The following is a 26,140-nucleotide window of genomic DNA, read 5'->3' as shown; positions in this document are numbered from 1 at the left end:
TCGCTCCAGCGTCATTGCGAGCGAAGCGAAGCAATCCATCGGCCCGCGTACACGGCGGTATGGATTGCTTCGTCGCTGCGCTCCTCGCAATGACGGCGTAGAGACTCACGTCCCGCAGAACGTCTGGGTCACCAGCTGCTCGGGGAGCGGCGGTTCGGCGTAGGCCGCGAACTGCGGCTGGTCCTCATAGGGCCTGGCCAGCACCGTCAGCAGTTCCTCGAACGGACCGTAGTCGTCGTTGGTGACGGCCGCCTGGATCACCGCCTCGATGCGGTGGTTGCGCGGGATGAAGGCCGGGTTGACGGCAGCCATCGCGGCCTTGCGCTCGGCCGGCGTCTGCCGCTCCAGCGCGAGGCGGGCACGCCAGCGGCCGACCCATTCGTCGAACGCTGCGGGATCGGTGAACTGGGCGCGGACGTCGGCGGCGTCGTCGGCCGCGGCCGCGCCGAGATGACGGAAGCTCAGCGTGAAGTCGGCGGCGTTCTTCGCCATCGCGTCGAGCAGGTCCTGGATCAGCGCCTCGTCACCGTCGTGCGCGGTGAACAGGCCGACCTTGGCGCGCAGCCCGGCCTGATAGGCCGCGGTGAACTTTTCCGGAAAATCGCCGAGGATCGCTTGCGCCTGCTCGATCGCCTTCTCCTGCTCGCCGTCGAACAGCGGCAGCAGGCACTCGGCGAGCCGGGTCAGATTCCACAGCGCGATGCGCGGCTGGTTGGCATAGGCATAGCGGCCCATCTCGTCGATCGAGGAGAACACCTGCGCCGGATTGTAGGCGTCGAGGAAGGCGCAGGGGCCGTAGTCGATGGTCTCGCCCGAGATCGAGGTGTTGTCCGTATTCATCACGCCGTGGATGAAGCCGACCAGCAGCCAGCGCGCCACCAGCGCGGCCTGCCGCGCGACGACGCCGGCGAGCAGTGCGTGATAGGGCTGAGCGGCATCCTTCAGCTCGGGATAGTGCCTGGCGATGACGTGGTCGGCGAGCGCGCGCACGCCGTCGGTGTCGCCACGGGCGGCAAAGAACTGGAAGGTGCCGACGCGGATGTGGCTCGAGGCGACCCGGGTCAGCACCGCGCCCGGCAGCGCGGTCTCGCGCATCACCGCCTCGCCCGTGACCACCGCCGCGAGCGACCGCGTGGTCGGAATGCCGAGCGCGAACATCGCCTCGCTGACGATGTATTCGCGCAGCACGGGGCCGAGCGCGGCGCGGCCGTCGCCGCGGCGCGAGAACGGGGTCGGGCCGGATCCCTTGAGCTGGATGTCGCGGCGGACGCCGTCCCGGTCGATGACCTCGCCGAGCAGGATGGCGCGGCCGTCGCCGAGCTGGGGAACAAAGTGCCCGAATTGATGGCCGGCATAGGCCATCGCGATCGGGTCGGCGCCGTCGGGCAGCCGCTTGCCGGCGAGGATTTCGGCGCCCTCCGGCGTCGCGAGCAGGTCCGGATCCAGCCCGAGCTGGACCGCGAGCGGCCGGTTCAGCTTGATCAGCCGGGGGGCGGCCACCGGGGTCGGCGCAACGCGGGCGAAAAAGTTCGCCGGCAGTGCCGAATAGGTGTTCTGGAACGGGAAATGGATGGTCATATCGGGAAGATAGGCCTGCGGGGCGAATAGGCAAACGTTCGGCGGCGAGCCGCCCGGAAAATTGACCATTCGGGCGAAAAACCGGGCGTTCCATTGGTTGCCGCACCCGGCCTCGTCGGGTAAACCCTCCGCAACTTCGGATAGGGCATTTTTGGCCCTGTCGCGATTCGACCCTCCGACATCAGTTTTGGAACGAATATGCATCGCTACCGGTCACACACATGCGGCGCGCTCCGAGAGAGCGATATCGACCAGACGGCCAGGCTGTCAGGCTGGGTCCACCGGGTCCGCGACCATGGCGGCGTGCTGTTCGTCGATCTGCGCGACCATTACGGCATCACCCAATGCGTGGCCGATCCGGACTCGCCGGCGTTCGCCGAGGTCGAGAAGTTCCGCTCGGAATGGGTGGTGCGGATCGACGGCAAGGTGCGTCGCCGTCCCGCCGGCACCGACAATCCCGAGCTGCCGACCGGCATGATCGAGGTCTACATCAAGGAGATCGAGGTGCTGGGCGCGGCGGCCGAGCTGCCGCTGCCGGTGTTCGGCGAGCAGGAATATCCTGAGGACATCAGGCTCAAATACCGCTTCCTCGACCTGCGTCGCGACAAGCTGCACCAGAACATCATGACCCGTGGCGCGGTGGTCGATTCCATGCGCAAGCGGATGAAGGAGCAGGGCTTCTTCGAATTCCAGACCCCGATCCTGACGGCGTCCTCGCCGGAAGGCGCGCGCGATTTCGTGGTGCCGTCGCGCATCCATCCCGGCAAGTTCTACGCGCTGCCGCAGGCGCCGCAGCAGTACAAGCAGCTGTTGATGATGTCGGGCTTCGATCGCTACTTCCAGATCGCGCCGTGCTTCCGCGACGAGGATCCGCGCGCCGACCGTCTGCCGGAGTTCTACCAGCTCGACGTCGAGATGAGCTTCGTCACCCAGGACGACGTGTTCGCCGCGATGGAGCCGGTCATCACGGGGGTGTTCGAAGATTTTGCCAACGGCAAGCCGGTGACCAAGAACTGGCCACGGATTCCGTTCGCCGAGGCACTTAAGAAGTACGGCTCAGACAAGCCGGATCTGCGTAACCCTATCGTCATGCAGGACGCGTCCGAGCACTTCCGCGGCTCCGGCTTCAAGGTGTTCGCGCGGATGCTGGAAGACCCGAAGAACCAGGTCTGGGCGATCCCCGGCACCGGCGGTGGTTCGCGCGCGTTCTGCGATCGGATGAACTCATGGGCGCAGGGCGAGGGCCAGCCCGGCCTCGGCTACATCATGTGGCGTGAAGGCGGCGAAGGCGCCGGTCCCTTGGCGAACAACATCGGAGCCGAGCGCACGGCTGCGATCCGCGATCAGCTCGGCCTGAAGGAGGGCGATGCTGCGTTCTTCGTCGCCGGCGACCCCGAGAAGTTCTGGAAATTCGCAGGTCTCGCGCGCACCAAGCTCGGAGAGGAATTGAACCTGATCGACAAGGACAGGTTCGAGTTCGCCTGGATCGTCGATTTCCCGATGTACGAGTATGACGAGGAGAACAAGAAGGTCGACTTCTCGCACAACCCGTTCTCGATGCCGCAGGGCGGCCTGGAGGCGCTGAAGACGCAGGACCCGCTGACGATCAAGGCGTTCCAGTACGACATCGCCTGCAACGGCTACGAGATGGCTTCCGGCGGCATCCGCAACCACAAGCCGGAAGCGATGGTGAAGGCGTTCGAGATCGCCGGCTACGGCGAGCAGGAGGTCATCGACCGCTTCGGCGGCATGTACCGTGCGTTCCAGTACGGCGCACCGCCGCATGGTGGCATGGCGGCCGGTCTCGAGCGCATCGTGATGCTGCTGTGCGGCACCAACAACCTGCGCGAGGTCTCGCTGTTCCCGATGAATCAGCAGTACGTGGACCTGCTGATGGGCGCGCCGTCGGACGCAACGCCGAAGCAGCTCAAGGAGCTGCACATCAAGGCCAACCCGCCGGCGAAGAGTTAGCCTCCAAAGTCACCTCGCCCCCGCGCTTACGGGGGGAGGGAGATGAGGTGCGTAGCCCGGATGGAGCGAAAGCGAAATCCGGGGCGGTCCCTGTCGCGGCGAAAGTGTTCCCGGATTGCGCTTCGCTCCATCCGGGCTACGGGGAGGGGCTGTGCATCACAGCCCCGTCGAGGCCTCGATCTTGAATTGCGCCAGCGCGGATTGCGGATCGGTCTTGAGCAGCTGCAGCAGCTGAAGCGCCGGCGCTTTCGCGCGCGGGGTCAGCTTGATGACCAGCGTCTGACCCGGCGTCTCGATGAACTGGCTGATCGCGGTGACGAGGGCGGTCGCATCCGGATTGGCGCCGCCGATCGCTTCGCCCTGCGCCTTGATGCTGTTGAGAACGGCGTTGCGCGCCTCGTCGCGGCTGACGCTCTGGGTCCGCGCGAACTGGGCGATGGCGAGATCGATGACGCCGAGGTCGTGCACGGTGAGCTCGATCGCGCCGGCTTCGATCTGCGCGGCCGCACCCATCGATTCCGCGGCGCTGGTCGAGAATGCCTCGCGCGGCACGTTGGCAAGGGAGAGCTTCGCCGATGCATTGAGGAGGCCCGCCATGTCGAGCCTGACCGGCTCGAGCGCGAACACGCGTGACGCCTCGGTCCAGGCGGCGCCGAGATCGGCATCGACGGCCATCCGGTCGATCCCGGCGGCGACCAGCGGCTGCTGCCGCGGATCGGTCGCGTCCAGCGGCGCCGCCATCTTCGCGACCAGCCGCAGCTTGCTCGGGATCGTTCCGACGAACTGGCCCCAGTCGAGGCTGAGGACGTCGATGTTGACCGGTTTGCCGGTGGCCTTGTAGGGCGAGGTGACGCCCTTGACCTCGACGCCCTCGATCAGCGGGAACAGCGCCAAGGCCTGTTCGGCCGACGGTTTCTCCGCGGCAAACTGCGCAGAGAGCCGCATGAAGCTCGCGACATCGAGCGACTTCAGCGCGAAGCGTCCGACCTTGAAGGGGCCATTCGGCGCGCGCGCATCGAGTCCCTCGATCGCAAGCTCGGCGATCTTGCCGTGTTCGAAATTGAACCGCATGGAGGATAGTTTGAAGGGGCCTTGAGGTGTCTCGACCGAGAGCCCACGCATCTCGGCATTGCCGATGCCGACGCCCGAATAGAAGCTGGCCATTTTTTCCAGGAGTTCGCGCGCCTGGGCGGGAGACGGCGATGGGTTGCCCGGCGCCGGAATCATCGCCATCAAGGCCGGCAGTTGCATGCGCGATGGGTTGATCCTGACGTCGTCGACAGTCATGCCATCGATCCGCATGTTGAGGCCGGGCGTCGCGGCTATGACAAAGGGACCGGCCGACGCATGTCCCTGAGCCCGGTACTCCCGGTTATCGTTGGCCTTGGCTGGATCGTACATCGCTGCGATCGCGCCGACATCGATTTCTGTCGCGACGAGATTGGAGAGATCGCCGGTCATCTTGACCGGCTTGCCTGCCGCCTCCGAGTCGATCGTGAACGCGAATTTGTCGGTCTTGCTCGAAGCGATCTTTCCATCCCTGATATTTTCGATGGCAAGCCCCAAATAGGTGAGCTCGCCGCCGGCTTTGTCGCCGGCATGTGCTGCGGCGGCGAATATCATCGTTGAGGTCAATTTGGGTGCGGTCACCGACGACGCGTTTACGCTCGCGAGCTGGGCGAATGCAATCCGGTACAGCTCGAAGATCGACGACGAAGCGGGAGGCGGAGGCAAGGTGGCGGGACCGGAATAGTTTTTCACCGTGATCCGCGGCGCCTTGTGGGTCAGGGAGGCGATCGCTGGGGTTGGTCCCGCCACCGCCATTTCAACATCGCTGAATTCGATATTGTCGGCGGAGATCCGGCCCGCGTCCGGCTGACCGAGGCCAGTCATTGTGAGACTGGCAATCCTGACGTTGACTGGGGCCTGCGCGCCCGACTCGGTGGCAATGTCTGAAATCGTCAAGGTGCGGCTCTTGACGTCGAAGGCGATCTTGCCGTGGCTCGCCTTGGCGCCGGCGGCACGGACCTGCTCGAACGCGGCCTCGACGTCGCGGATGACCCGGCGCTGGGCATAGAAGTCGAAACCGAAGTAGCCGCCGGCCGCGAGCGCTGCGACGGCGATCAGGCCGAGCAGAATTTTCTTCATTCGGTCAACTCCGGATCATCAAGGGAAAAAAAATTGCCAATCCACGGCCGGAAGGTGCAGCATCGATGAACGGGCCCGCCCGGGCCTGTTGACGGGGACATTATCGGATGTTGCATCCAAGTGGTTGGACATGCTTCACATCCGGCTCGATTTGCCGGACAACTGACTTTTGCCTGGATTAGCACAGAAACAAGAAATTTGGGCCGGAAACGCGGGGAGCACGCATGTCGTCATCGTCTGAAGAACTCCATAACGCCGCGCTCGCCTATCACCGGCTGCCGCGACCGGGCAAGCTTGAGATCCAGGCGATCAAGCCGCTGGCCAACCAGCGCGACCTGGCGCTGGCCTATTCGCCGGGCGTCGCCGCCGCCTGCACCGAGATCGCCAAGAACCCGGCCGAGGCGGCGACGCTGACCGCCCGCGCCAACCTGGTGGCGGTGGTCTCGAACGGCACTGCGGTGCTCGGTCTCGGCAATATCGGCCCATTGGCCTCCAAGCCCGTCATGGAAGGCAAGGCGGTGCTGTTCAAGAAATTCGCCGGCATCGACGTGTTCGACATCGAGATCAAGGCCGACACGATCGAGCGCGTGGTCGAGACCGTGGCCGCGCTGGAGCCGACCTTCGGCGGCATCAATCTCGAGGACATCCGCGGGCCGGAGTGCTTCGAGATCGAGGCGCAGCTCAAGGAGCGCATGAAGATCCCGGTGTTCCACGACGACCAGCATGGCACCGCCATCATCGTCGCTGCCGCGATCGTCAACGGCCTGCTGCTGAACGGCAAGCAGCTGTCCGATGTGAAGATCGTCTGCTCCGGCGCCGGCGCCGCCGCGATCGCGACCCTCAACCTGCTGGTCTCGATGGGGGCGCAGCGCAAGAACATCTTTGTCTGCGACATCGACGGCGTGGTCTATGAGGGCCGCAACACCACGATGGACCGCTGGAAGGCGGTCTATACCCAGAAAACCGACGCGCGCGTGCTGGCCGACGTCATTCCTGGCGCGGACATCTTCGTCGGGCTGTCGGCGCCGGGCGTGCTGAAGCCCGAGATGGTCAAGCAGATGGCCGACAAGCCGCTGGTGATGGCGCTTGCCAATCCGGTGCCGGAGATCATGCCGGAAGAGGCGCGCGCGGCGCGTCCCGACGCGATGATCTGCACCGGCCGGTCGGACTATCCGAACCAGGTCAACAACGTGCTGTGCTTCCCCTTCATCTTCCGCGGCGCGCTCGACGTCGGCGCTACCGCGATCAACGAGGCGATGAAGCACGCCGCGGTCGACGCGATCGCGCAGCTCGCGCGCGATCCGCCGTCGGATGCGGTGGCGCATGGTTTCGAGACCGGGGAGACTCAAGGGTTCGGTCCGGGTTCGCTGATCCCGAGCCCGTTCGATCCGCGCCTGATCCTGCGCATCGCGCCGGCCGTGGCCAAGGCCGCGATCGAGTCCGGCGTCGCGACCCGGCCGATCACCAATTTCGACGAATACGCCGCCAATCTCGAGCGCTTCGCGTTCCGCTCCGGCCTCACCATGAAGCCGGTGTTCGCCAAGGCGAAGACCCAGCCGGTGCGCGTGATCTACGCCGAAGGCGAGGACGAGCGGGTGCTGCGCGCCACCCAGGTGGTGCTCGAGGAGAAGCTGGCGCGGCCGATCCTGGTCGGCCGTCCGTCGGTGGTCGAGACCAGGATCAAGCGCTTCGGCCTGTCGATCAAGGCCGGCCGCGATTTCGACCTGGTCAATCCCGAGGACGACCCGCGCTACCGTTCCTATGTGCAGTCCTATATCGACGTCGCCGGCCGGCGCGGCGTGACGCCGGAGGCCGCGCGGACCGTGGTCCGCACCAACAACACGGTGATCGCGGCGCTCGCGGTGTCGCGTGGCGAGGCCGACGCGATGCTGTGCGGTGTCGAGGGCCGCTACATGAGCCATCTGCGCCATGTCCGCGAGATCATCGGCTTCCTGCCGGGGGTCAGCGACTATGCCGCGCTGGCGCTGATGATCACCTCCACCGGCGCGCATTTCCTCGCCGACACCCAGGTACGGCCGAACCCGAGCGCGGAGGAACTCGCCGAAGTGGCGTCGCTCGCGGCGATCCACGTCCAGCGCTTCGCGTTCAAGCCGAAGGTCGCCTTCGTGTCACATTCCGACTTCGGCAGCTACGATACCGATTCCTCGCGCAAGATGCGGCGGGCGACCCAGCTCCTGAAGGAGCGACATCCGGAGATCGAGGCCGACGGCGAAATGCAGGGCGACACGGCGCTGTCGGCCGCGGCGCGCCGCATGGTCTTGCCGCAATCGCGGCTGGAGGGTGAGGCCAACATCCTGATCATGCCGAACCTCGATGCCGCCAACATCGCCTACCAGATGATCAAGTCGCTCGCCAACGCGTTGCCGGTGGGGCCGATCCTGATCGGTCCGGCGCGCCCGGCGCACATCCTCACCCCCGGCGTGACGGCGCGCGGCATCCTCAACATGACGGCGGTCGCCGCCGTCGAAGCCCAGGAGCGCGCCGGCCGCGCGCAGCCGACGCTGTTCGGCTGACGGGCGTTGTTTGAGCACGTTATGTTCGGAAAGCCGCAGCGCGGTTTTCCGCATCGTGTCCGGGCCGGGATGGATTCGATTTGATCGAAACAGGCGGGGCGGCCATAATCGCTCCGCCTGCTTCGTCCGATTTCTGCCATCCAGTGAGGCCGACCCATGCCAGCGTTCATCACCTTCGGACGGATTCTGTTTGCCGTGCTGTTCCTCTATTCGGGAGCGAGCAAGTTGTTCGGCATCCAGGCAACGGCGGATCTGCTCACGGCCAAGGTGACGATCCCGGCGGTGGTGGTGCCGTATACGCAGCAGATCGAAACCTTCGTCGGCATGCCGTTCATGCAGCTGCTCGCGATCGCGATCGGTGGCTTCGAGATCGTCGCGGGGCTGATGATCGCGGTGAACTTCCTGGCGCGGTTCTTCGCGATCCTGCTGATCATCTTCGTCTGCTTCGCGACCTTCTACTTCCATGATTTCTGGAATCAGCCGGCGCCCGACAACCTCAAGACCCTGATCGATGCGCTGAAGAACCTGTCGCTGATCGGCGCACTGTTCATCATCGCCGGCTACGGCCGCGGCCCGCGCCGCGACGACCCGGCCTATGGGGACGTGTAAGTATCTCCGTGCGCAGGGCGGATTGGCGAAGCGTAATCCGCCGTTCCCCGGCGAGAAGCCGGCGGGCTACGCCTTCGGGTAACCCGCCCTGCAATCTCAACCCATCCGCCGCCACGGCGTGACGCTGACATCCTGCGCGCCGTCGATCAGCTGCGGCGCGCCGGCATGAAGGCCATGCGCTGACAGCACCTGCTGCGGGGTGCGGGCGGGGACGCCGGGGAAGCACGGCTCGCCGTCGGGGATGCGCACCTTCGGCGCGACCGAGAGCCAGAACGTATCGTAGCGGTCCATGAACATGCCGAACACGCCGGGGCCGCCGATGATCGCGACCATGCCCGAGGTGACGCCGGCCTCGCGGCTCGCGGTCTCGAACGGGCAGCCGGCTGGATTCCACAGCAGCGCCTTCGGATTGTCAGGGTCGGGCGCGAGGGCGGCGACCTTGCCGGTCAGGATCAGCCGGCGGCGCTGCGGCGCGTTCGGCTGCTCTTCCTGGGAGTGGCGGCCATGCACGACGAGGTCGGCACGGTCGAGGGCCGCGGTGAAGAACCGCTTGTCGCCCTCGATCTTGAGATCGTCGGGCATCACGTTGTGCGCATTCGCCAGCCGGCCGTCGGCCGAGACGATGACAAAGCCTTCGATACGCAACACGGACACCAGGATTATCGCTGGCGCGTCTACTGATCGACTGTCGTGACGACGCTGTTCACCGGCCGCGAGCTCACGGTCGGCAGCTTGACGTCCTTGGCGAGTTCCTGCTCGTATTGCGGCAGCACGGTCGCCGGGAATTTCGCACGCATCGCGACCACCTTGTAGCCGCCGGCCTTGAGCTGCGTCAGCAGCGTCGGCAGCGCTTCCGCGGTGTGCTTCTGGAAGTCGTGCATCAGGATGATGCCCTTGCCGAGCTTGGCGAGCTTCTTCATCACGTTGTCGATCACGGCCTGCGGGTTCTTCGACTTGAAGTCGAAGGAGTCGATATCGCAGGAGAAGATCGCGATGTTGCGGGTGCCGAGATAGGTCACCATCTCCGGCGGATGCTGCAACGCCGGGAAGCGGAAGAACGGGGCGGGGGATACCTCGAGTGCCCATTTGACCGCCGCGAGGCCGCGCTCGATCTCGTCCTTGCGCTGATCCTCGGTGAGCTTCTTGTTGTTCAGATTGGCGTGCGACCAGGTGTGTGACCCGACCGTGTGGCCGGCGGCATAGACCTGCCGCAGGATCTCCGGGTGATAGGTCGCGTGCTTGCCGATCGAGAAGAAGATGCCGGTGGTGCATTCATCGGCGAGCGCCTTCAGCACCGCCGGCGTGTTGCCCGGCCACGGACCGTCGTCGAAGGTCAGCACGACCTCGTGGTCGCGCAGGAAGTCGAGCTGCTTGAAATGCTCGAAGCCGAAGCCGGGACCGCCGGTGGTGTCGATCTCGACGGTGCGGGCGACGCCGAGGGCGTTCGGATTGTTGCAGGCGGCGCGCGCCGGCTGCGCCGGTTGTTTCGGTGGCACCGGGGCGGCCGCGGCGGTGGCGGGTGCTGGAGCCGCGGCGGCAGGTGCCGGAGCTGCGGCCGCTGGTGCGGCTGCCGGCGCGGCGGCGGCGCCCTTGGCGGGCGGCGTCTGCGACCAGGCAGCGCTCGAGGCGAGCAACGATACGGTCCCTGCGAAAATCAGACCTGCTGCAATGCGCATGGCGTGTTCCCTGCTGATCGCGCTCCCGGTGCCGGCTATGCCCGCAACCAAGGCCGCTTCGCCCCCAACCGATCGTACCCTAGTCGCAACGGCGGCGCCAAGGCAATGAAGGTGGCGGGCACGTACTCAAAATCCCAGTTAATTCCGGGGATTACCAACGTCTCTCAGGCTGCCGCCAGCGCCCGTGCGATCCCGGTTTTGATGCGCGTATCGTCGGGCGCGACCGACTCAGGGAACACGTCGGCGATATAGCCGTCGCGGCCGATCAGGTATTTGTGGAAATTCCAGCGCGGCACGTCCTTGGGCCGTGCCTCCGCCGCCCAGCGGTAGAACGGGTGTGCGTTTGCGCCCTTGACCACCGCTTTCGCTGCGATCGGGAAGGTGACGCCGTATTGGTGCTGCGCGGTCTCGGCGATTTCGGTCGGGCCCCCGGGCTCCTGGCCGCCGAAATCGTTGGAGGGCACGCCGATGATGACGAAGCCGCGTTCGCGGAATTCGGTCCAGACTTGCTGCAGGCCGGCATATTGCGGCGTGAAGCCGCAAAGCGATGCCGTGTTCACGATCATCAGCGGACGGCCGGCATAGTCGGCCAGGCGAATGTCGCCGCCGGCAAGTGCGGGGAATGAGAAGGCGTAAGCCGTGATCCGGCTCATCGCCGGCTGCTCGGCATACAGCGCACGGGATCCTGCGGCCGCGGCGAAGGCCGCCACGATCAATGTCCTGCGGTCCATCATGGTCTCGTCCCCGGAACAGATGTCGCCGGATCATAGTCCAGAGGGAGGGCTTGGGCTTTCAAGAAGGCGTTATTGCTGGCAGCGGGTAGCCTGGATGGAGCGAAGCGCAATCCGGGGTCGCACTCTCCGCGGACGGGCTGATGCCGGATTTCGCTGCGCTTTCCGGGCTACGCTGACTTCAGCGCAGCGGCAGGATGAAGTCGGTGCCTTCGCCGGTCTCGCCCTGGTTGACGCCGAGGTCGGAGACGATGATCGATCCGCCGGTGCCGAGCGCTTCGTTGATCCGCGCCATCGCATCCGCCGGAATCGTGATGCGGTCGAGCGCCTCGGCCGGGGTGTTGGTCGCCGGCTGCAGCCTGGCTTCGACCGGTGCTGCGGCCGCCAGCTTGCGGCGATGCGAGGCGCGCTCGTCGACGTCGATGCGGGCGGCGTTGCGGGTCGGCAGCGTCACCACCGACCAGCGCAGCAGGTTGGTATCGGCCTTGTCGGTCTCAGCGGTGAACACATGCGTTCCGAGCGGCCGGTCGCTGGCGGCGATCGTCACCGGCACCTCGAACAGCGGCGCAAAGTTCTGTCTCACATAGAGCTTGGAATCCTTGCGGCTGATGAACACCGCGATCTGGCCGGCGCGCTTCGACACGTCGATCTTGGCGAGGCCCGGCAGCCGAGCCGGATCCTTGGCTGCATCCTTATTGGCGTCGGGGGTCTCAGCTGCTGTTGCGGCTGCGGCAGGCTTGTCGGAGGTCTTGACTGGATCCGCCGGCTTGGCAGCGTCCTTGACTGCATCCGGCTTGGATGCCTCGATCTTCGACGTATCGGCCTTCGCTGCGTCAACCTTCGTCGTGTCAGCTTTCGGCTCGTCGGCCTTGGCTTCAGCCTTCACCGCGTCGTTTGCAGAAACCTCTGATTTCGGCGTGTCGGTGCTGCCGGTGGTTTCGCCGACCGTCTTGTCGTCGTTCGCGGTTGAGTTGGCATCGGCCGGCTTGTCGGCAGTCGCCTCGGGCTTGTCGGCGGCGAGCTTCTCCGCAATGGCGTCACGCGCCGTGGAGGCGGACGCATCGGACATCGTCGCCGACGCGCTCGCCGGCATCGCACCGCTGGCGTCGGCGGTGTGGGTGTTGTCACGCAGCGACGCGGCGGCGGCATGGCCGACGCTGCTGCGCAGATCGAGACCGGTCTGCGGCTTGTCCGCGCCCTTGTCGCTCTTCACACCGAGCGGCGCGTCCATCTTCAGGATATCGTCGGCGACCGGCTGTTGCGGCGCGACCTTCTGCGTCACCAGCAGCGGATGCGAGAAACTCTCCGGCGAGATCGTGCCGGGCGTGACGAACACGCGCGCGCCCATCCGCGTCCAGTTGTACATCTTGACCGCAAACGACATCGGCATGCGGATGCAGCCATGCGAGGCCGGATAGCCGGGCAGCACACCGGCGTGCATCGCAATCCCCGACCAGGTGATGCGCTGCATGTACGGCATCGGCGCGCCGCTATAGATGTTGGACTGATGGTATTTCTGCTTCTGGATGACGCTGAAGACGCCCATCGGGGTCGAGTGGCCCTTCATGCCGGTCGACACCGGGCTCTCGGCATAGAGGCCGTTGGCGTCGTAGACGCTGACCCGCTGCTGGTCGATCGAGACCGAGATGACCAGGGGACCTTGCGGCTTGCGGCCGGCCTCCTTCTCGATCGCTGGATTCTTCTTCGCTGTGCTGCGCTTCGGCCGGGCCCGCTGCGGCGGCATCGGCTCGACATCGTCGTAATAGCCGGAGTTTTGGTTCCAGTAGAACAAGGCCGCATCGGCCTGCGAGGAGGCGGCAACGGTGCCGGCGGCCGTCAGGATTGCAAACTGCCAGAACCGCCCGTTCGCAGAATCAAAAATCGAAATCCGACGTCCGCTTCCAGGCATATTCCGAATCCCAGTCCAAACTATTCATTGGTTGTCGCAGACGCGGAACACGTTCACCAGCGCAAGCGATCTAACCCTTCCGTGAGGGGCGAATTTTCGACGAAAGCGTAGCAAAAAAGCCTCACAAGAGGTTAAACGCCCGGTCCGATCACCGAACTGTCAGCGCCTTCCTGTGCGGCGTTTGCGCACTACATAGGCGACACCCACCCCGCGGAGACTTCCATGACATCGAGAACTGTGAGCTTGTGTGATGTGCGACTGTTGTCTCGGTGGGGGTGCGCGGCGCTGCTGATGTTGGTGGCTTTGGGGCAGGCGGCTCCCGCGGCCGCGGCCGACGAGCCGGACCTGATCTTTCGCCGCTCGACGGTGTTCAAATGGGTGAGCCCCAACGACAAGCTCGCCACCTATGGCGTCGACGATCCCGAGGTCGATGGCGTCGCCTGTCATTTCACGGTGCCGGAGAAGGGTGGCTTCAAGGGCTGGCTCGGGCTTGCCGAGGAAGTCTCTGATATCTCGCTGGCTTGCCGGCAGATCGGGCCGATCCGCTTCAAGGGCAAGCTCGGCCAGGGCGACGACATGTTCAGCAAGCGGCGGTCGCTGTTCTTCAAGAAGATGCAGATCGTGCGCGGCTGCGACGCCAAGCGCAACGTGCTGGTCTACATGGTCTATTCGGACAAGCTGATCGAGGGCTCGCCGAAGAACTCGACGTCGTCGGTGCCGATCATGCCGTGGGGCGCCGCCGATGCCACCGCGGTGCAGAAGTGCGGCGAGTTCATTCAGTAGCCGGGGCAGGGGCTTGGCCGGGCCGGCTGAAGCGGCGGGCGAGGCGGCATGATCCGGAAAAGTGCGAAAAGATCATGCTCGAACAAGACGCTAAAGCGCGACCTTCATCGCGTTTTAGCGCTTGGTTTGCCCGAGCTGCTTCGCGCTGATGCTCAGCCCCGGCTTGAGCTTCGAGTCGCGGCAGCCGACGAGGCGGACCAGCTTCTGCGGCGCGCACTCGTTGTCGCCCATGACGTAAGCGCCCTGCTGCGGCATCGCGGCCGTCATCTGTTGCTGCTGGCCGGATTTGCTGGCCGCGGATTCATTGCCAACACCCATGTTGCCATTGCCCACGACTGACATCCTTCGTTGGATCGGATCACAACAATTGTTGGATCGGGGAATCACCACAACGTGCCACCACGGAGATGGTTGCACGGCGCCCAGATGAGTCGGCCGAACCGTCGCCCGGTTCACGCCGCCCTTGCTGTGCCGCGTCCTGTCTCAGCAGAGGAAAGTTAAGAAAGCGCGGTAGGGCGCTCAATTTGCTGACATAATTCGCCTGAGATCCGCGGCGGCCGGGCTGGCTGTCGGCGCGCGAAATCTTGAACACGCGGATTGCCCGCGCGCCGCCACTGAAAACATTGGCGTTTTCCCGCGATTGTTTCGTGGGCCCCCGCTTGACGAAACAATTCTCGGGGGGATGAAACCATTTTCAGCTTGTTCCGCAGAACTCCCGAAACGGCAGATCGTTATCAACCCGTCAACACAGCGGCGCCGGGCGCCGAGTCGGAACGACGGAGACACTCAAATGCGAACCATGAGCCTGATCCTCGCCTTCGCTTTCGTGATGGCCGGTTCGTCGATGGCTGGCTCCCCGGACAGCGGTTTGCCCGGCATCGGCACCTTCTCCTATAACGGCTCGCCAGTCGTCACCTCGGCCCCGATGGTGATGGCGCAGGCCAACTGATCGCGACGCGAAAAACAGAACTGCCGGTAAAGGCTCCCCATGCTGATCCGTCTCTGCTCCGCCGCGATGTTCGCATCGATCATTCTGGCGGGTTCCGCGCAGGCTCAATCCCAGCTTCCACTTGAGTCGATGCAGATCCGCTCGCTGTATCGGGTGACCGAACCGCGCGACGAATTCGTCCGCCAATGCGCGCCGCATATGCTCGGCCGCTGGGCGCATCCCGAGGCTGTCTGCGGCTGTCTGCATGACCATGCGGCTGCGACGGTGGATGATCCCGATCTCCGCCAGGCCCTGCTGCGCGGCATCAGCGAGACCGGCGTGCCCACCATCGAGACCGACTGGGTGCCGCCGTCCAAACAGGGCGAGATCGGCCCGACCTTCACCAAGATCGCCAAGCCGACGCTGCAATGCATGTTCGAGCCGATCTCGAACTGAGCGGCGCATCACCGATGCAATGACGAACGAGGCGCCTCGCGAGAGCGGGGCGTTTACTTTTTGGCGAGGCGCTGCACGCAGCTTTGGGTCCGCACCACGCCGTTTTGGCTCAGCCTGGCGCCGATCACCTGCTTGATCTGCCCGGCTGGGCAGGAACCGTCATCGACCAGGACGCGCTGACCGACCCGGAGGTCGACGATGTCGGCCTCGCGCATGACGGTCTGTGCGGAGGCGGAATGAATGATCGCGCCAAGTGCGACGGCGCTAGCGAGCGCGACGAATCCAATGCGCGGCATCAAAGCCTCCGTCATTTGTTCTGGATCTTGACCCCGTCGGGGCCGACATTGATCTGCAGACCTTCGGGCTGTTTCTTTGCCTGGTACAGATTGTAGCCGAGCATGCCCGTGATCACGACCAGCGCGCCGATCACGAGATACAGGACGTTGCGATTGGGCATCCGGTATCTCCGTAAGAGGACGCTGACTCAACGATTCAACGCGGGCGACCTTAGTCAGGTGGCTGCGATTCTCCTAGAGCGCCGCGGCTGGGCGGATACCTTGCGCGTCGCGCGCAGCGCATTCAGCGTTGTCTTCGCCAGTTGTTCCGCCGACGCGACGAGTTGCGGAACCGGATGGCCGGAAAATCCCAGCACGAAGCCGGGCAGTGGCGGCGCGCGATGATAGGTCTCGGCGAGCAGCCAGCCGCCGACGCCGGCGGCGGCCTTTGCCTGCGCTGCGACCAGTGGATCGGTCGCTTGATCCAATCGCGCCACGAGATGCAGGCCCTGCGACGGCACGGGAACCGTGAGTGTCCCCTCGGACGCGTTTGTCAGCGTTGAGGCCAGCACGTCGCGCGCCTCGCGGTAGAGCTTTCGCGATTTGCGCAAGTTCGCCGCGAAGGCGCCGGAGTTCAGCATGTCGGCGACCGCGCCTTCCATCAACGTGCCGGGAAAGCGGTCCAGCGCGGCGCGCGCCGCCGTCACCGGACCGATCAAGGCTTCGGGCAGGGCGCAGTAGCCGATCCGCAATCCCGGAAACAGCGTCTTCGCGAACGTGCCCATGTAGATCACGCGGCGCAGATGATCGATGCCGGCGAGCGACAGCAGCGGCGCGCCGTCATAGCGGAACTCGCTGTCGTAATCGTCCTCGAACACGAAGGCGCCGGCGTCGCGTGCCCAGTCGAGCAGCTCGAGCCGGCGCGGCATCGCCATCTGCACGCCGAGCGGAAACTGGTGCGACGGCGTGACATAGGCGGCGCGTGCCGCGGGAGCGGAGAGGCGTCCCCTGTCGATGCGCATGCCCGAGCCATCGACCGGCACCGACACCGGGCGATAGCCGCAATGCTCGATCGCGCGCCGCGCCGCCGGGTAACCGGGATCCTCGCACCAGACCTGGTCGCCGGGCTTGAGGATCGCCCCGAGCACGATGCGCAGCGCGTGCAGTGTGCCCGACGCCAGCATGATCTGGTCGGGATCGCAGCGCAGGCCGCGCGCCGATAGCAAATGGTCTGAGATCGCCGCGCGCAATTCGCTGCTGCCGCGGGGATCGCCGTAATGCAGGTGCTCGGAGCCGAAGGCGCGCAGTCTGCGGCCGGCGAAGGCGCGGAAGCGTTGCAGTGCGCGTTCGTCGATATGGGTACAGCCGAGCGACAGCGCATTGTGTTGCGGCGGCTCGATCTCGATCTTCGTGCGTCGCGGCGCGGCGGCCTTTGCCGGGATGCGCGCCGCGACGAAGGTGCCCGAGCCCGTGGTCGCCACCGCAAAGCCGTCGGCGATCAAGCGCTCATAGGCCGTGGTGACGGCGTTGCGGCGGAAGCCGGTCTGCTTGGCCAGCGCGCGCGACGGCGGCAGCGGCTCGCCCGGTTTGACCAGGCCGCCGACGATGGTGTGGCACAGCGCCTGATAGAGCCGCTGCTGCGAGGCCGCGCCCGCCGTCACATGCGGGCCGGTGAGGTCGAGCGGCAGCTCCGGCTTGCGCGCCGCGGGCTCTCGGGAATTGGTCGGAATTTTTCGCATGGAATTGGCACTATCGCAGACCAAATGAACCGCTACAACTCTGGACAGATTCCAGATTTGGCGAGGCATACCGTGACCGAAGGCGCATCCACTCCGTCCTACCCGCTGTCGTCCCGCAACCGGGTCAAGCGTCGCCATGACCGCGGCTTCTACGACCACGCCACCGTGCACAAGATCCTGGACGCCTCGATGCTGTGCCACGTCTCCTACGTGATCGACGGCCAGCCCTATTGCACGCCGACCTTCTTCTGGCGCGAAGGCACCAGGCTCTATTGGCACGGCTCGAGCGCGAGCCGGATGCTGGAGAACCAGTCGGAGGGGCAGCGCGTCTGCCTGACGGTCGCTCATCTCGACAGCCTGGTGCTGGCGCGCTGCGGCTTCAATCACTCGGCCGATTATCGCGCGGTGATGGCGTTCGGCTCGGCCTATCTCGTTACCGACCCGGAAGAGAAGGAGCGCGCGATCGTCGCGATGGTCGACCGCTTCTTTCCCGACCGCACCGCAGGCCTGCGCGCCAGCAGCAAGCAGGAGATCAAGGCGACCTCGTTCATCGCGATGGAGATCGAGGAAGCCTCGGCAAAGGTGCGCGCCAAGGGCGTCGCCGACGACGATGAGGATTACGAGTTGCCGATCTATGCCGAGCGCATTCCGGTGCGCACGGTGCTCGGCGCGCCGGAGCCGTGTCCGCGGCTGCTCGACGGCGTGGCACGGCCCGCGACGCTCGATGGCTATTCGGAAGGCCGGCTGCTCGAAGATGCATTGCGGGATGCCTATTTTGCGCAATACCCGGCCGAGTGAAATCGGGTTACGTTGCGGCTCCCGCCTTTTCTGATGTCCCCCATGGAGCCGCCCGCATGACTGCCGAGACGCAACAACGAATCCTTGCCGCCGTTGACGAGGGATTCGATGCACAGCTTGCGACGACGCAGGCCTTTGTCGCGATCCCCTCGACCCGCGGTGCCGAGGGACCGTGCCAGGACATGATCGGCGACCTCTTGCGCGAGCGTGGCTATGAGGTCGACGACTGGCACATCAATCTCGACGATCTGAAGGATCTGCGTGGCTTCGGTCCGATCGAGCATGATTTCTCCAAGGCGCGCACGGTGGTCGGCACCTACCGCCCGGCGACAAATGCCGGCAAATCGCTGATCCTGCAGGGCCACTGCGACGTGGTGCCGACCGGCCCGCTGGAGATGTGGGAGACGCCGCCGTTCTCGCCCGTGATCAAGGACGGCAGGATGTACGGCCGCGGCGCCTGCGACATGAAGTCCGGAACCATCGCGGCGCTCTATGCGCTGGATGCGATCGAGAAGGCGGGGCTGAAGCCGACGGCGCGGATCCACTTCCAGTCGGTGATCGAGGAGGAGAGCACGGGCGTCGGCGCGCTCTCGACCTTGCAGCGCGGCTACCGCGCCGATGCCTGCTTCATCCCGGAGCCGACCAACGGCGCCATGATCCGCTCGCAGGTCGGCGTGATCTGGTTCCGCCTGAAGGTGCGCGGTTTCCCGGTGCATGTGTTCGAGGCCGGCGCCGGCTCGAACGCGATCATGGCGGCGTATCACCTGGTGCATGCGCTGGAGAAGCTCGAGATCGCCTGGAACGAACGCGCCAAGAGCGATCGTCATTTCAAGGACGTCAATCATCCGATCAATTTCAATCCGGGCATCATCAAGGGCGGCGACTGGGCCTCCAGCGTGCCGGCCTGGTGCGACGTCGACTGCCGCATCGCGGTGCTGCCGGGCTGGTCGATCGCCGAATGCCAGAAGGAGATCCTGGCTTGCGTGTCGGCCGCGGCACGCGATCATCGCTTCCTCTCCAACAATCCGCCGCAGGTCGAATGGTCGGGCTTCCTGTCGGAAGGCTATGAGTTGGTGAACTCCGAGGCGCCGGAAGCCGCCTTCGCCAAGGCACATCAGGCGGTCTATGGCGGCGCAGTGCAAGACCGCGCCTTCACCGCGCTGACCGACACGCGCTTCTACGGCCTGAACTACGACATCCCAAGCCTCTGCTTCGGTGCTAGCGGCGCGGCGATGCACGGCTTCAACGAATATGTCGAGCTGGACTCGCTGCGGAAAGCGACCAAGGCCATGGCGCTGTTCGTCGCGGAGTGGTGTGGGGTGGAGAAGGCGTAGGGCGCTCGCGCTCACATCATTGCAGTCGCAGTGTTGTACGTGATGGCGCAACACACTCGGTGTCGTCCCGGCGAAGGCCGGGACCCATAACCACAAATGCGGCTTGTTACGCAGCGCTGCAATGACGAGTCCCGTCACAACATCCGCCGCGGAGTATGGGTCCCGGCCTTCGCCGGGACGACGTTGGAAGGTTCAGCGCTCCGGCCACAACGCCTTCACGATCGCATCGAGCCCGTCGGTCAGCGCGGCGGGGCCGGGCTGCAGGATGATCGGCGACTTGATCTCGACGATGCGGTTGTCGCGCACGGCCGGAATGTCGCTCCAGCCATCGCGCGCGCGGATGCGATCGGGCACGACCTTCTTGCCGCACCAGGACGCCAGGATCACGTCGGGCATCGCCGCACGGACGGCGTCAGGCGTGACGACGCGATCCTTGGCGGCCTTGTGCGCGCGCAGGTGCGGCAACGCATCTTCGCCGCCGGCGATCTCGATCAGTTCGGACACCCAGCCGATGCCGCTGATCAGCGGATCGTCCCATTCCTCGAAATAGACCTTTGGCCGCGGCGCCGGACGCGGCGTAGCCGCGATCGCGGCGAGCCGTTGCTCGAGGCTTTGCGCGAGTTGCTCGGCACGCTCAGTGGCGCCGACCATGGCGCCGAGGGTGCGGATCATCGCGAGGATGCCGGCGACATCGCGCTGGTTGAAGACATGGACAGCGATACCGGCGCGCACGAGATCGGCGACGATGTCGGCCTGCAGATCCGAGAAGGCGAGCACGAGATCCGGGTCGAGCGCGAGGATCTTCGGCATGTCGGCGGAGATGAAGGCCGACACCCGCGGCTTCTCGCGGCGGACCTGCGGCGGCCGCACCGCATAGCCGGAGACGCCGACGATGCGGTCCTGCTCGCCGAGCAGATAGAGCGTCTCGACGGTCTCTTCGGTCAGGCAGACGATCCGGCGGGGAGGGAAGTCGCGCATCGCGGACGGTATGCAGACTCGCCAAGGATTGTCACGGCGGCGATGACGTCATCCGCTCCATTACCTTGGAGGTCATTGCCCGGCGTGCTGAGGCATTCCATCATGCCGGCACCAACCTTGAAGAAGACCGCACAGAGGGAGTGCTCATGACGCCGCTCGAAAAGATCCAGTCGATGAAGATGCCGTTTGCGGAACTGAAGGGCGTCACCTTCACCGAGGCCGATCGGGATCGTGTGGTCGCCAGGATGATGGTGCGGCCGGACCTCTGTACCCTCAGAAACACGATCCATGGCGGAGCGGTGATGGCGTTCGCGGACTCGGTTGGTGCCGCCGCCACCGTGATCAACCTGCCGGAGGACGCCAAGGGCACCACGACGCTGGAGAGCAAGACCAATTTTATCGGCGGCGCCAAGGAGGGGAGCACCGTGATCGCCACCGCGACACCGGTCCACCGGGGCCGGCGGACCCAGGTCTGGCAAACCCGGCTGGAGACCGAAGACGGCAGGCTGGTCGCGGTCGTTACGCAAACGCAACTGGTACTATGATGAGGCGATGATGTGATTTTTCGATCACATCATTGTTTACTTAAATGAATCTAGATACTTGAATTATATTGTGCGACGCACAATATGGGGATCACTAGGGACTCGACGCCTCCTCGAGGGCTACCAAGAGGAGTTATGAAATGAACTATGATTCCATCCGTCCGACGTCCGCGAAGGGCACTGTGCGGACGTTGAGCCAGCAGGAGGAGCTTCCTCTGCTGCGCGATCACCTGTTGCGACTGGACCGTACCAGCCGCCATGATCGTTTTCATGGCTTCATCGACGACAGTTTCATCCGCCGCTATGCCGAGCGCTGCGCCAACGACGGCACCGTCATCATCGCCTATTTCGAGGATGGCGTGGTCCGTGGTGCGGCCGAGCTGCATCCGCCGGAGCAATCGCCGGATGCTCAACCCGAGATCGCCTTCAGCGTCGAACGGTCGGCGCGCCGCAAGGGCGTCGGCAGCACCCTGTTCCGCAAGCTGATCGCCGAGGCGCATGCCAAGGGCTACGAGAGTCTGCGCATCACCACCGGCGCGCAGAACGACGCGATGCGCGCGCTCGCCACCAAGTTCGGTGCGCAGCTGACCTTCCGTCATGGTGAGTCCACCGGCAGCATCGACCTGACCGAACAGCACCAGGCCGAACCGGCGCCGGTCGCTGCACCGGTTACGCCGGTCGAGGCCGCACGCGCGATCGTCGACATGAACCGCGCCTATTGGCGAATGGTGATGCAGATGTCGGGCTGGGGCCGGGCGGCCTGAGCCACTTCAGATCAAACGGAAAAAGGGCAATCCGCTCAGCGGATTGCCCTTTTTCTTTGAGCAAAAGGTTGTTGCTTTTCAGGTGCCGGTGCGCTTGTCGGTGGCGAAGCGGCGGACCACGCGGCGCTCGACCACGACGGAGCGCTGCGCGCCCTGTTCGCCGGCGATCACACGGGTTGCGGTGCCGGTGCGGGCGCTGACGCGCGCGGTCTTCTTCACCTCGGCCAGCACCTCGTCATAGGGCAGCCCCATCAGCGACGACGCGATCTCAGCCTGGGCTTCCACGTCATCGGTGATGCCGACGGCGGCGAAGATTGCCTCCTCCAGCGTCGGCGGATCATGCCGCACGCGCCGGGTGCCATACTTGGTGTTCCAGTCTCCGCTCATCGCCGCCTCATCTTTGAATCGCGGGAGATACGTAAGGTGCCCAATGTTGCATTGCAATATGAATATCAGATGGCAATCCAGCCATGCAGCTAGAGTCTCTCAATTTTGTGAGCGTCATAAAGTTCGATCGTGATCGCCGCTGCCGCGAGAGATTGCAGCGAGCGGACGAAATCGCGTGATGCGGGGACCGCGAAATGCGCGGCCAGCGCGGCGCGGTCGGCCCATTGCTCGAAGAACACCAGCCTGAGTGGATTCTCGCAGTCGACATGGACCGCATGCGAGATGCAGCCCGGCTCGGTGCGCGAGCGATGGACATGCTCGAGGCTCAACCGCCGCACCTCGTCGATGGAGTCGGGGCGGGCGGTGACGCTGCCGGTGACGACGATCATGATCTCCCCCAATGTGTTACGGGGTGGCTTCTGCCCCGGATGCACCAATCTGGTGCTGCGGCCAGCGCTTCAACGCGGCACGGCCGGCATCGGTCAGTACATAGATGCCGCGCTCGGCGCGATCGAACCAGCCATAGACATTATGCAGCAGGATCTTGCCGGCGTCCGGAATCTCGGCGCGTAGGTCGCGCACCTTCCGCGGCCCGTCCGACAGCGCGCAGGCGCAGGCCAGTGCCTGCTGCCGGTAAGCGGTCATGATCGGCGCGCGCGTCGAACCGCCCATCACGGGATCGCCCTTGCGCTTGCGATGTTCGGTGATCAGCCGCGAACGCTTCTTCGGATTGCGGCGCGGTGCGGTGGTCGGCGGCGGCACCAGCACCTCGACCTTGCCGCGGTCGGTGACGCCGAGCATGCCGAAGCCGAGCCGCCGGCACAGATTGCGATAGCGCGCATCGCTCTCGCGGCCCTTGCCGCGGGCCGACACCTTGGCCGCGATCCAGACCTCGTCGGCGGCCGCGGCGCGATCGACCGCCTGCAGGATCAACTCGAGATTGAAGGCAAGCTTGAGTTCGCCGATCACGACGACCGGCGGATCATCGCCGCTGAGCGCCACGAGATCGCAGCCGCCGATCTCGCCCTTCACCGTGAAGCCGAGTTTTTCGAGGAAGCGTTTGACGGGCAGATAAAGCGCGGTTTCCAACAGGCGGCTCCTGCGGCATCCGGCCGCGACTCGGTGCGCCAGCATAGCGCGGAATTGTGGTCGCCGAGGCGGTTGGAATTGCCCAAAGCGCGGCCGAGCGGCTATTGTGGGAACCGGGAACAAGCGCAACCAATCACATGATCCGAAACGGGCTTTATCACATCACCGTCGAATTTCTCGACAGCGTCTCTGGCGGCAACCAGGGCGTCATGGTGCTGCGCGACGGCCAGATGCGCGGCGGCGACTCGTTCTTCTATGCCTATGGCAGCTACACCGCGGCCGACGGCAAGTGGAAGGGCGAGGTCACCAACGAGGAGCATTCGCCGACCTACGGCGAGCGCCCGGTGTGGGAACGCAAGGTCGTGACGATCGGCTTCACCGGCACCTACACCGACCAGACCGCCGAGGGTAACGGCATGGCGCTCGCCGGCAAGCAGAGCATCCGCTTCCGGTCCAAGCTGCGGCTGTTGGTTGCCGACTGACGTGCGATTTAGGTCAGGTTTGCCTGCAAGCACAACATCCGGCTTTCGCGCGCTGCTACGGTTTTTGACTTCGTGTTGAGCGTCGCTAGCTGATTAGGCGATCGTGCTCTGCGTGAGAGCCGATCCAGAATCGGAGGTATCCCTCGTTTGTTCGGACTGCGAGCGCGCGGTAACGCAAGCCAACCCGAACGGACCAAAATCGCCCGATCTTCTTGAATTGGAGGGATGGATGGCGTGGGTCGCGCTTCAATAACGCGAAGTTGGCGTCCGCAAGCTCCCGAATCGAGACGGGCAACTGCTCGTAAGCGGCCCAAAACTTCGGTGAAGCGGCGTGCTTCACAAATCGCGCGACCGACCGGCGCGATGCGCGGCCAGGGCTTCGTCTGCCAGGGTATCGAGCTTCCCGGCCTTTGCGTCCCGCTCGATCGCCGCATCGAAGCGCTCGGCATCGAATGTTTCAAACCAGGCGCGAAAGCGGGCCAACTCGCGAGGAGCCAGTTGTTCGACGGCCTTTTCGATGTCTTCGGCAGTGGTCATGCCAGATATATGGCATCGGTCGGATAGAGCGAAAAGACGTCGGGAAAAGCAAAGTGTCTAAACCCGCCCGTTGACCGGCAGCAGCGCGCCGGTGACGGCGCTCGCGGCATCGCTGGCGAGGAACAGGATCACCTCGGCGAGTTCCTTCGGCGTCACCCATTTGGAGATATCGGCCTTCGGCATCGCGGCCCGATTGGCTGCGGTGTCGATGATCGAGGGCAGCACGGCGTTGATGGTGACCTTGCCCTTGAGCTCCGCGGCGAGCGACTCGGTGAGGCGATGCACGCCGGCCTTCGAGGCGGCATAGGGGCCCATGCCGGAGGCGGCCTGCAAGGCGCCGAGCGCGCCGATATTGATGATCCGTCCGGCGCCCGATTTGGTGAGGTGCGGAATGGCCGCGTGCGATGTGTTGAAGGCCGTCATCACGTTCATCGCGAACATGCGCTGCCAGGTCGCGGGATCGCCGTCGCTCACCGCCTCGAAGGTGAAGCCGCCTGCGATGTTGATCAGCCCGTCGAGCCGGCCGAAATGCGCCGCCGCCTTGTCGATCGCCGCCGTCGCCTGCGCGGTGTCGGTGAGGTCGACGCCGCCGAGCTCGATATGATCTGCCGTCGCAGCAAGCTGCGATGCCGCATGATCGATGCCGGCGACGCGCGCGCCGCGTGCCAGCGCCTCCTCGGCGACCACCTTGCCAAGCGCGCCAAGCGCGCCGGTGATGACGATGGCTTTTCCGTTCATGCCGGTCTCCGTACTCACGACAGGTTGAGTGCTCACTATGATCAGGCGGAATTCATTTGCAATGCCGCCGATTTCGCCTCCTACTGCGCGCATTCATCAATTCATTCCCGTCAAGGATGTTTGCGATGCCGACACAAAGACCCTGCGAAACCCATCTTGAACTCGTCAAGTTCGCATACAGGTTGCCGCATTTCGCGGAGGCGCTACGGCACCAGCGCAAGGTCAGGGTGGTGGCGCTCGGATCGTCGTCGACGGCCGGCGCCGACAACATCCTGCCATTCCCGCCGCGGCTCGAAATGCTGCTGCGGCAACGCTTCTTCGGCCGGATGATCGACGTGATCAATCGCGGGATCGGCGGCCAGGAGGCGCCGGAGGAATATTCGCGCATCGAGTCCGACGTCACAGCCGAAGCGCCGGTGCTGGTGATCTGGCAGGTCGGCACCAATGCGGTCTACAGGAGCTACAATCCGGCCGAGGTGCGCGCCACGCTGGAGGCGGGGCTCGACGTGCTCGCGGCGGAGCCGCTCGACGTCATCGTGATGGATTCCCAGTACACCCAGGCGATCGTCGGAACGGACGCTGCGCTCAATCTCGCCAACGTGATCATGCCGATGATCGCGGACGTCACGTCTAGCAAGCGGGTCAATTTGTTCAGCCGTTTCGCTCTGATGAAGCGCTGGGTCGATGCCGGGATTCCGCTTGGCGAACTCGACGATGGCGGGCAGCTTCACACCAGCGAGTGGGCGACCAATTGCGTGACCCAGTCGCTGCTCGGCGCGATCGACGATGCCCTGAAGCCGGAAGCGATCACGTAGCGCTGACTACGTAAGACTACGGAGTAGGGCCAGTTGGATAAAATTTGCGGCAGTTCCGTAAGTCGTTCTCAGAACCCTTTCCTTAGAAGCGGAACTCCAGCCAAGGCAGGGGTTATGCGAATGGGAAATCTTCCGGACCACGGTTTACCGCTCGTTCAGCTTAAGGAGCAGCGGCGCGATCTCGTGGTGGCGCTACAGAACCGCAACGGACCAGTGGGCAGCTGGGAATTGATGCAGATCGCGGCGATCCAGCAGGCGATCTCGGCGTTCGAGGATGTGATCGCCGATCTCGATGCGGAGCTCGAGCTCGAGGCCGCCGCGGCCTGAGCGAAGTCA

General features: G+C 65.0%; 29 protein-coding genes. 13 read left to right on the top strand and 16 right to left on the bottom strand.

Features of this window, described 5'->3' with window-relative positions; translation table 11 throughout:
* Positions 1 to 105: 105 nt before the first annotated feature.
* A complete protein-coding gene (locus BRSPCE3_RS00515) occupies positions 106 to 1,578 on the bottom strand; it encodes a YdiU family protein (RefSeq protein ID WP_244064922.1) in 1,473 nt (490 codons plus the stop codon).
* 198 nt (positions 1,579 to 1,776) lie between these two features.
* Between BRSPCE3_RS00515 and aspS the strand changes: the two genes are divergently transcribed.
* Positions 1,777 to 3,549, top strand: a complete 1,773-nt coding sequence (gene aspS / locus BRSPCE3_RS00510; protein WP_244063459.1) for an aspartate--tRNA ligase — start codon at positions 1,777 to 1,779, stop codon at positions 3,547 to 3,549.
* Positions 3,550 to 3,705: 156 nt separating this feature from the next.
* Here aspS and BRSPCE3_RS00505 read toward each other — a convergent pair whose 3' ends face one another.
* Complete coding sequence (locus BRSPCE3_RS00505; protein WP_244063457.1) at positions 3,706 to 5,697, bottom strand: hypothetical protein; 1,992 nt, start codon at positions 5,695 to 5,697, stop codon at positions 3,706 to 3,708.
* Between the two features lie 224 nt (positions 5,698 to 5,921).
* On the opposite strand from BRSPCE3_RS00505, the gene BRSPCE3_RS00500 reads away from it, so the two are divergent.
* On the top strand, positions 5,922 to 8,231 hold the full coding sequence (locus BRSPCE3_RS00500; RefSeq protein ID WP_244063455.1) for an NADP-dependent malic enzyme: 2,310 nt from the start codon (positions 5,922 to 5,924) through the stop codon (positions 8,229 to 8,231).
* 156 nt (positions 8,232 to 8,387) lie between these two features.
* On the top strand, positions 8,388 to 8,840 hold the full coding sequence (locus tag BRSPCE3_RS00495; protein WP_244063452.1) for a DoxX family protein: 453 nt from the start codon (positions 8,388 to 8,390) through the stop codon (positions 8,838 to 8,840).
* A gap of 96 nt (positions 8,841 to 8,936) precedes the next feature.
* Here the strand turns inward: BRSPCE3_RS00495 and BRSPCE3_RS00490 are convergent, their stop codons facing one another.
* The 4 genes from BRSPCE3_RS00490 to BRSPCE3_RS00475 all read right to left on the bottom strand — a co-directional run bounded on the left by BRSPCE3_RS00490 (position 8,937) and on the right by BRSPCE3_RS00475 (position 13,156).
* Positions 8,937 to 9,494, bottom strand: a complete 558-nt coding sequence (locus BRSPCE3_RS00490) for a dihydrofolate reductase (protein ID WP_244063450.1) — start codon at positions 9,492 to 9,494, stop codon at positions 8,937 to 8,939.
* Positions 9,495 to 9,514: 20 nt separating this feature from the next.
* Complete coding sequence (locus BRSPCE3_RS00485; protein ID WP_244063449.1) at positions 9,515 to 10,516, bottom strand: polysaccharide deacetylase family protein; 1,002 nt, start codon at positions 10,514 to 10,516, stop codon at positions 9,515 to 9,517.
* Between the two features lie 164 nt (positions 10,517 to 10,680).
* Positions 10,681 to 11,250, bottom strand: coding sequence for a glutathione peroxidase (locus BRSPCE3_RS00480; RefSeq protein ID WP_244063447.1), 570 nt, complete (start codon positions 11,248 to 11,250; stop codon positions 10,681 to 10,683).
* A 178-nt stretch (positions 11,251 to 11,428) separates the two neighbouring features.
* Positions 11,429 to 13,156: a L,D-transpeptidase family protein gene (locus tag BRSPCE3_RS00475; protein WP_244063445.1), complete on the bottom strand. Its 1,728-nt coding sequence runs from the start codon at positions 13,154 to 13,156 to the stop codon at positions 11,429 to 11,431.
* A 222-nt stretch (positions 13,157 to 13,378) separates the two neighbouring features.
* Between BRSPCE3_RS00475 and BRSPCE3_RS00470 the strand changes: the two genes are divergently transcribed.
* Positions 13,379 to 13,939 carry a CreA family protein gene (locus tag BRSPCE3_RS00470; RefSeq protein ID WP_244063443.1) on the top strand — a complete coding sequence of 187 codons (561 nt, stop codon included), beginning with the start codon at positions 13,379 to 13,381 and terminating at the stop codon, positions 13,937 to 13,939.
* Between the two features lie 114 nt (positions 13,940 to 14,053).
* Here BRSPCE3_RS00470 and BRSPCE3_RS00465 read toward each other — a convergent pair whose 3' ends face one another.
* Positions 14,054 to 14,281, bottom strand: coding sequence for a hypothetical protein (locus BRSPCE3_RS00465; RefSeq protein WP_244063441.1), 228 nt, complete (start codon positions 14,279 to 14,281; stop codon positions 14,054 to 14,056).
* A 448-nt stretch (positions 14,282 to 14,729) separates the two neighbouring features.
* On the opposite strand from BRSPCE3_RS00465, the gene BRSPCE3_RS00460 reads away from it, so the two are divergent.
* Both BRSPCE3_RS00460 and BRSPCE3_RS00455 read left to right on the top strand, forming a co-directional pair.
* Positions 14,730 to 14,888 carry a hypothetical protein gene (locus BRSPCE3_RS00460; RefSeq protein ID WP_244063440.1) on the top strand — a complete coding sequence of 53 codons (159 nt, stop codon included), beginning with the start codon at positions 14,730 to 14,732 and terminating at the stop codon, positions 14,886 to 14,888.
* A gap of 39 nt (positions 14,889 to 14,927) precedes the next feature.
* On the top strand, positions 14,928 to 15,323 hold the full coding sequence (locus BRSPCE3_RS00455) for a hypothetical protein (protein ID WP_244063437.1): 396 nt from the start codon (positions 14,928 to 14,930) through the stop codon (positions 15,321 to 15,323).
* A 53-nt stretch (positions 15,324 to 15,376) separates the two neighbouring features.
* On the opposite strand, the gene BRSPCE3_RS00450 is transcribed toward BRSPCE3_RS00455, so the two are convergent.
* Genes BRSPCE3_RS00450 through BRSPCE3_RS00440 form a run of 3 tightly spaced genes read right to left on the bottom strand, consistent with a single transcriptional unit; the run spans position 15,377 to position 17,337 of the window.
* On the bottom strand, positions 15,377 to 15,619 hold the full coding sequence (locus BRSPCE3_RS00450) for a DUF6719 family protein (RefSeq protein ID WP_244063435.1): 243 nt from the start codon (positions 15,617 to 15,619) through the stop codon (positions 15,377 to 15,379).
* 11 nt (positions 15,620 to 15,630) lie between these two features.
* A complete protein-coding gene (locus BRSPCE3_RS00445) occupies positions 15,631 to 15,780 on the bottom strand; it encodes a hypothetical protein (RefSeq protein WP_244063434.1) in 150 nt (49 codons plus the stop codon).
* Positions 15,781 to 15,834: 54 nt separating this feature from the next.
* Positions 15,835 to 17,337 (bottom strand): PLP-dependent aminotransferase family protein, encoded by a 1,503-nt coding sequence (locus BRSPCE3_RS00440; protein WP_244063432.1) that lies wholly within the window; start codon positions 17,335 to 17,337, stop codon positions 15,835 to 15,837.
* A 72-nt stretch (positions 17,338 to 17,409) separates the two neighbouring features.
* Between BRSPCE3_RS00440 and BRSPCE3_RS00435 the strand changes: the two genes are divergently transcribed.
* Together BRSPCE3_RS00435 and BRSPCE3_RS00430 are read left to right on the top strand one after the other, a co-directional pair.
* The gene (locus BRSPCE3_RS00435) at positions 17,410 to 18,135 is read left to right on the top strand and encodes a pyridoxamine 5'-phosphate oxidase family protein (protein WP_244063430.1); all 726 of its coding nucleotides are present in this window, start codon (positions 17,410 to 17,412) and stop codon (positions 18,133 to 18,135) included.
* Positions 18,136 to 18,191: 56 nt separating this feature from the next.
* Positions 18,192 to 19,469, top strand: coding sequence for an ArgE/DapE family deacylase (locus BRSPCE3_RS00430; RefSeq protein WP_244063428.1), 1,278 nt, complete (start codon positions 18,192 to 18,194; stop codon positions 19,467 to 19,469).
* Positions 19,470 to 19,661: 192 nt separating this feature from the next.
* On the opposite strand, the gene BRSPCE3_RS00425 is transcribed toward BRSPCE3_RS00430, so the two are convergent.
* The gene (locus tag BRSPCE3_RS00425; protein ID WP_244063426.1) at positions 19,662 to 20,447 is read right to left on the bottom strand and encodes a cobalamin-binding protein; all 786 of its coding nucleotides are present in this window, start codon (positions 20,445 to 20,447) and stop codon (positions 19,662 to 19,664) included.
* A gap of 146 nt (positions 20,448 to 20,593) precedes the next feature.
* Between BRSPCE3_RS00425 and BRSPCE3_RS00420 the strand changes: the two genes are divergently transcribed.
* Complete coding sequence (locus BRSPCE3_RS00420) at positions 20,594 to 20,992, top strand: PaaI family thioesterase (protein WP_244063424.1); 399 nt, start codon at positions 20,594 to 20,596, stop codon at positions 20,990 to 20,992.
* 140 nt (positions 20,993 to 21,132) lie between these two features.
* Positions 21,133 to 21,756, top strand: coding sequence for a GNAT family N-acetyltransferase (locus BRSPCE3_RS00415; RefSeq protein ID WP_244063423.1), 624 nt, complete (start codon positions 21,133 to 21,135; stop codon positions 21,754 to 21,756).
* A 78-nt stretch (positions 21,757 to 21,834) separates the two neighbouring features.
* Here the strand turns inward: BRSPCE3_RS00415 and BRSPCE3_RS00410 are convergent, their stop codons facing one another.
* The 3 genes from BRSPCE3_RS00410 to BRSPCE3_RS00400 all read right to left on the bottom strand — a co-directional run bounded on the left by BRSPCE3_RS00410 (position 21,835) and on the right by BRSPCE3_RS00400 (position 23,232).
* Positions 21,835 to 22,143, bottom strand: a complete 309-nt coding sequence (locus tag BRSPCE3_RS00410; RefSeq protein ID WP_076860275.1) for a hypothetical protein — start codon at positions 22,141 to 22,143, stop codon at positions 21,835 to 21,837.
* Between the two features lie 89 nt (positions 22,144 to 22,232).
* A complete protein-coding gene (locus tag BRSPCE3_RS00405) occupies positions 22,233 to 22,532 on the bottom strand; it encodes a putative quinol monooxygenase (RefSeq protein WP_244063420.1) in 300 nt (99 codons plus the stop codon).
* A gap of 16 nt (positions 22,533 to 22,548) precedes the next feature.
* Positions 22,549 to 23,232: a DUF2161 domain-containing phosphodiesterase gene (locus tag BRSPCE3_RS00400; protein ID WP_244063419.1), complete on the bottom strand. Its 684-nt coding sequence runs from the start codon at positions 23,230 to 23,232 to the stop codon at positions 22,549 to 22,551.
* A 137-nt stretch (positions 23,233 to 23,369) separates the two neighbouring features.
* Here BRSPCE3_RS00400 and BRSPCE3_RS00395 point away from each other — a divergent pair, with 137 nt between their 5' ends.
* Positions 23,370 to 23,714: a GrlR family regulatory protein gene (locus tag BRSPCE3_RS00395; RefSeq protein WP_244063417.1), complete on the top strand. Its 345-nt coding sequence runs from the start codon at positions 23,370 to 23,372 to the stop codon at positions 23,712 to 23,714.
* A gap of 336 nt (positions 23,715 to 24,050) precedes the next feature.
* On the opposite strand, the gene BRSPCE3_RS00385 is transcribed toward BRSPCE3_RS00395, so the two are convergent.
* Together BRSPCE3_RS00385 and fabG are read right to left on the bottom strand one after the other, a co-directional pair.
* Entirely contained in the window at positions 24,051 to 24,251 is a 201-nt protein-coding gene (locus tag BRSPCE3_RS00385; protein ID WP_244063413.1) for a hypothetical protein, read from the bottom strand.
* Between the two features lie 57 nt (positions 24,252 to 24,308).
* Positions 24,309 to 24,989 carry a 3-oxoacyl-ACP reductase FabG gene (gene fabG, locus BRSPCE3_RS00380; RefSeq protein ID WP_244063411.1) on the bottom strand — a complete coding sequence of 227 codons (681 nt, stop codon included), beginning with the start codon at positions 24,987 to 24,989 and terminating at the stop codon, positions 24,309 to 24,311.
* A gap of 125 nt (positions 24,990 to 25,114) precedes the next feature.
* Between fabG and BRSPCE3_RS00375 the strand changes: the two genes are divergently transcribed.
* Both BRSPCE3_RS00375 and BRSPCE3_RS00370 read left to right on the top strand, forming a co-directional pair.
* On the top strand, positions 25,115 to 25,804 hold the full coding sequence (locus tag BRSPCE3_RS00375) for an SGNH/GDSL hydrolase family protein (protein ID WP_244063409.1): 690 nt from the start codon (positions 25,115 to 25,117) through the stop codon (positions 25,802 to 25,804).
* 120 nt (positions 25,805 to 25,924) lie between these two features.
* Positions 25,925 to 26,131, top strand: a complete 207-nt coding sequence (locus tag BRSPCE3_RS00370; protein WP_038375209.1) for a hypothetical protein — start codon at positions 25,925 to 25,927, stop codon at positions 26,129 to 26,131.
* The last annotated feature ends 9 nt before the right edge of the window (positions 26,132 to 26,140 follow it).

Origin of the sequence: Bradyrhizobium sp. Ce-3, from assembly GCF_022835695.1 — a bacterium.
Classification (GTDB): Bacteria; Pseudomonadota; Alphaproteobacteria; order Rhizobiales; family Xanthobacteraceae; genus Bradyrhizobium.
Note: the sequence above shows the minus strand (reverse complement) of the source record. Positions and strands in the feature narration are given on the sequence as shown.

Excerpts from the sequence above, each read along its gene's own strand:
- BRSPCE3_RS00515 (WP_244064922.1), bottom strand. The coding sequence starts at position 1,578 with ATGACCATCCATTTCCCGTTCCAGAACACCTATTCGGCACTGCCGGCG.
- aspS (WP_244063459.1), top strand. The coding sequence starts at position 1,777 with ATGCATCGCTACCGGTCACACACATGCGGCGCGCTCCGAGAGAGCGAT.
- BRSPCE3_RS00505 (WP_244063457.1), bottom strand. The coding sequence starts at position 5,697 with ATGAAGAAAATTCTGCTCGGCCTGATCGCCGTCGCAGCGCTCGCGGCC.
- BRSPCE3_RS00500 (WP_244063455.1), top strand. The coding sequence starts at position 5,922 with ATGTCGTCATCGTCTGAAGAACTCCATAACGCCGCGCTCGCCTATCAC.
- BRSPCE3_RS00495 (WP_244063452.1), top strand. The coding sequence starts at position 8,388 with ATGCCAGCGTTCATCACCTTCGGACGGATTCTGTTTGCCGTGCTGTTC.
- BRSPCE3_RS00485 (WP_244063449.1), bottom strand. The coding sequence starts at position 10,516 with ATGCGCATTGCAGCAGGTCTGATTTTCGCAGGGACCGTATCGTTGCTC.
- BRSPCE3_RS00480 (WP_244063447.1), bottom strand. The coding sequence starts at position 11,250 with ATGATGGACCGCAGGACATTGATCGTGGCGGCCTTCGCCGCGGCCGCA.
- BRSPCE3_RS00475 (WP_244063445.1), bottom strand. The coding sequence starts at position 13,156 with ATGCCTGGAAGCGGACGTCGGATTTCGATTTTTGATTCTGCGAACGGG.
- BRSPCE3_RS00470 (WP_244063443.1), top strand. The coding sequence starts at position 13,379 with ATGACATCGAGAACTGTGAGCTTGTGTGATGTGCGACTGTTGTCTCGG.
- BRSPCE3_RS00465 (WP_244063441.1), bottom strand. The coding sequence starts at position 14,281 with ATGTCAGTCGTGGGCAATGGCAACATGGGTGTTGGCAATGAATCCGCG.
- BRSPCE3_RS00460 (WP_244063440.1), top strand. The coding sequence starts at position 14,730 with ATGCGAACCATGAGCCTGATCCTCGCCTTCGCTTTCGTGATGGCCGGT.
- BRSPCE3_RS00455 (WP_244063437.1), top strand. The coding sequence starts at position 14,928 with ATGCTGATCCGTCTCTGCTCCGCCGCGATGTTCGCATCGATCATTCTG.
- BRSPCE3_RS00450 (WP_244063435.1), bottom strand. The coding sequence starts at position 15,619 with ATGCCGCGCATTGGATTCGTCGCGCTCGCTAGCGCCGTCGCACTTGGC.
- BRSPCE3_RS00445 (WP_244063434.1), bottom strand. The coding sequence starts at position 15,780 with ATGCCCAATCGCAACGTCCTGTATCTCGTGATCGGCGCGCTGGTCGTG.
- BRSPCE3_RS00440 (WP_244063432.1), bottom strand. The coding sequence starts at position 17,337 with ATGCGAAAAATTCCGACCAATTCCCGAGAGCCCGCGGCGCGCAAGCCG.
- BRSPCE3_RS00430 (WP_244063428.1), top strand. The coding sequence starts at position 18,192 with ATGACTGCCGAGACGCAACAACGAATCCTTGCCGCCGTTGACGAGGGA.
- BRSPCE3_RS00425 (WP_244063426.1), bottom strand. The coding sequence starts at position 20,447 with ATGCGCGACTTCCCTCCCCGCCGGATCGTCTGCCTGACCGAAGAGACC.
- BRSPCE3_RS00420 (WP_244063424.1), top strand. The coding sequence starts at position 20,594 with ATGACGCCGCTCGAAAAGATCCAGTCGATGAAGATGCCGTTTGCGGAA.
- BRSPCE3_RS00415 (WP_244063423.1), top strand. The coding sequence starts at position 21,133 with ATGAACTATGATTCCATCCGTCCGACGTCCGCGAAGGGCACTGTGCGG.
- BRSPCE3_RS00410 (WP_076860275.1), bottom strand. The coding sequence starts at position 22,143 with ATGAGCGGAGACTGGAACACCAAGTATGGCACCCGGCGCGTGCGGCAT.
- BRSPCE3_RS00405 (WP_244063420.1), bottom strand. The coding sequence starts at position 22,532 with ATGATCGTCGTCACCGGCAGCGTCACCGCCCGCCCCGACTCCATCGAC.
- BRSPCE3_RS00395 (WP_244063417.1), top strand. The coding sequence starts at position 23,370 with ATGATCCGAAACGGGCTTTATCACATCACCGTCGAATTTCTCGACAGC.
- BRSPCE3_RS00385 (WP_244063413.1), bottom strand. The coding sequence starts at position 24,251 with ATGACCACTGCCGAAGACATCGAAAAGGCCGTCGAACAACTGGCTCCT.
- fabG (WP_244063411.1), bottom strand. The coding sequence starts at position 24,989 with ATGAACGGAAAAGCCATCGTCATCACCGGCGCGCTTGGCGCGCTTGGC.
- BRSPCE3_RS00375 (WP_244063409.1), top strand. The coding sequence starts at position 25,115 with ATGCCGACACAAAGACCCTGCGAAACCCATCTTGAACTCGTCAAGTTC.
- BRSPCE3_RS00370 (WP_038375209.1), top strand. The coding sequence starts at position 25,925 with ATGGGAAATCTTCCGGACCACGGTTTACCGCTCGTTCAGCTTAAGGAG.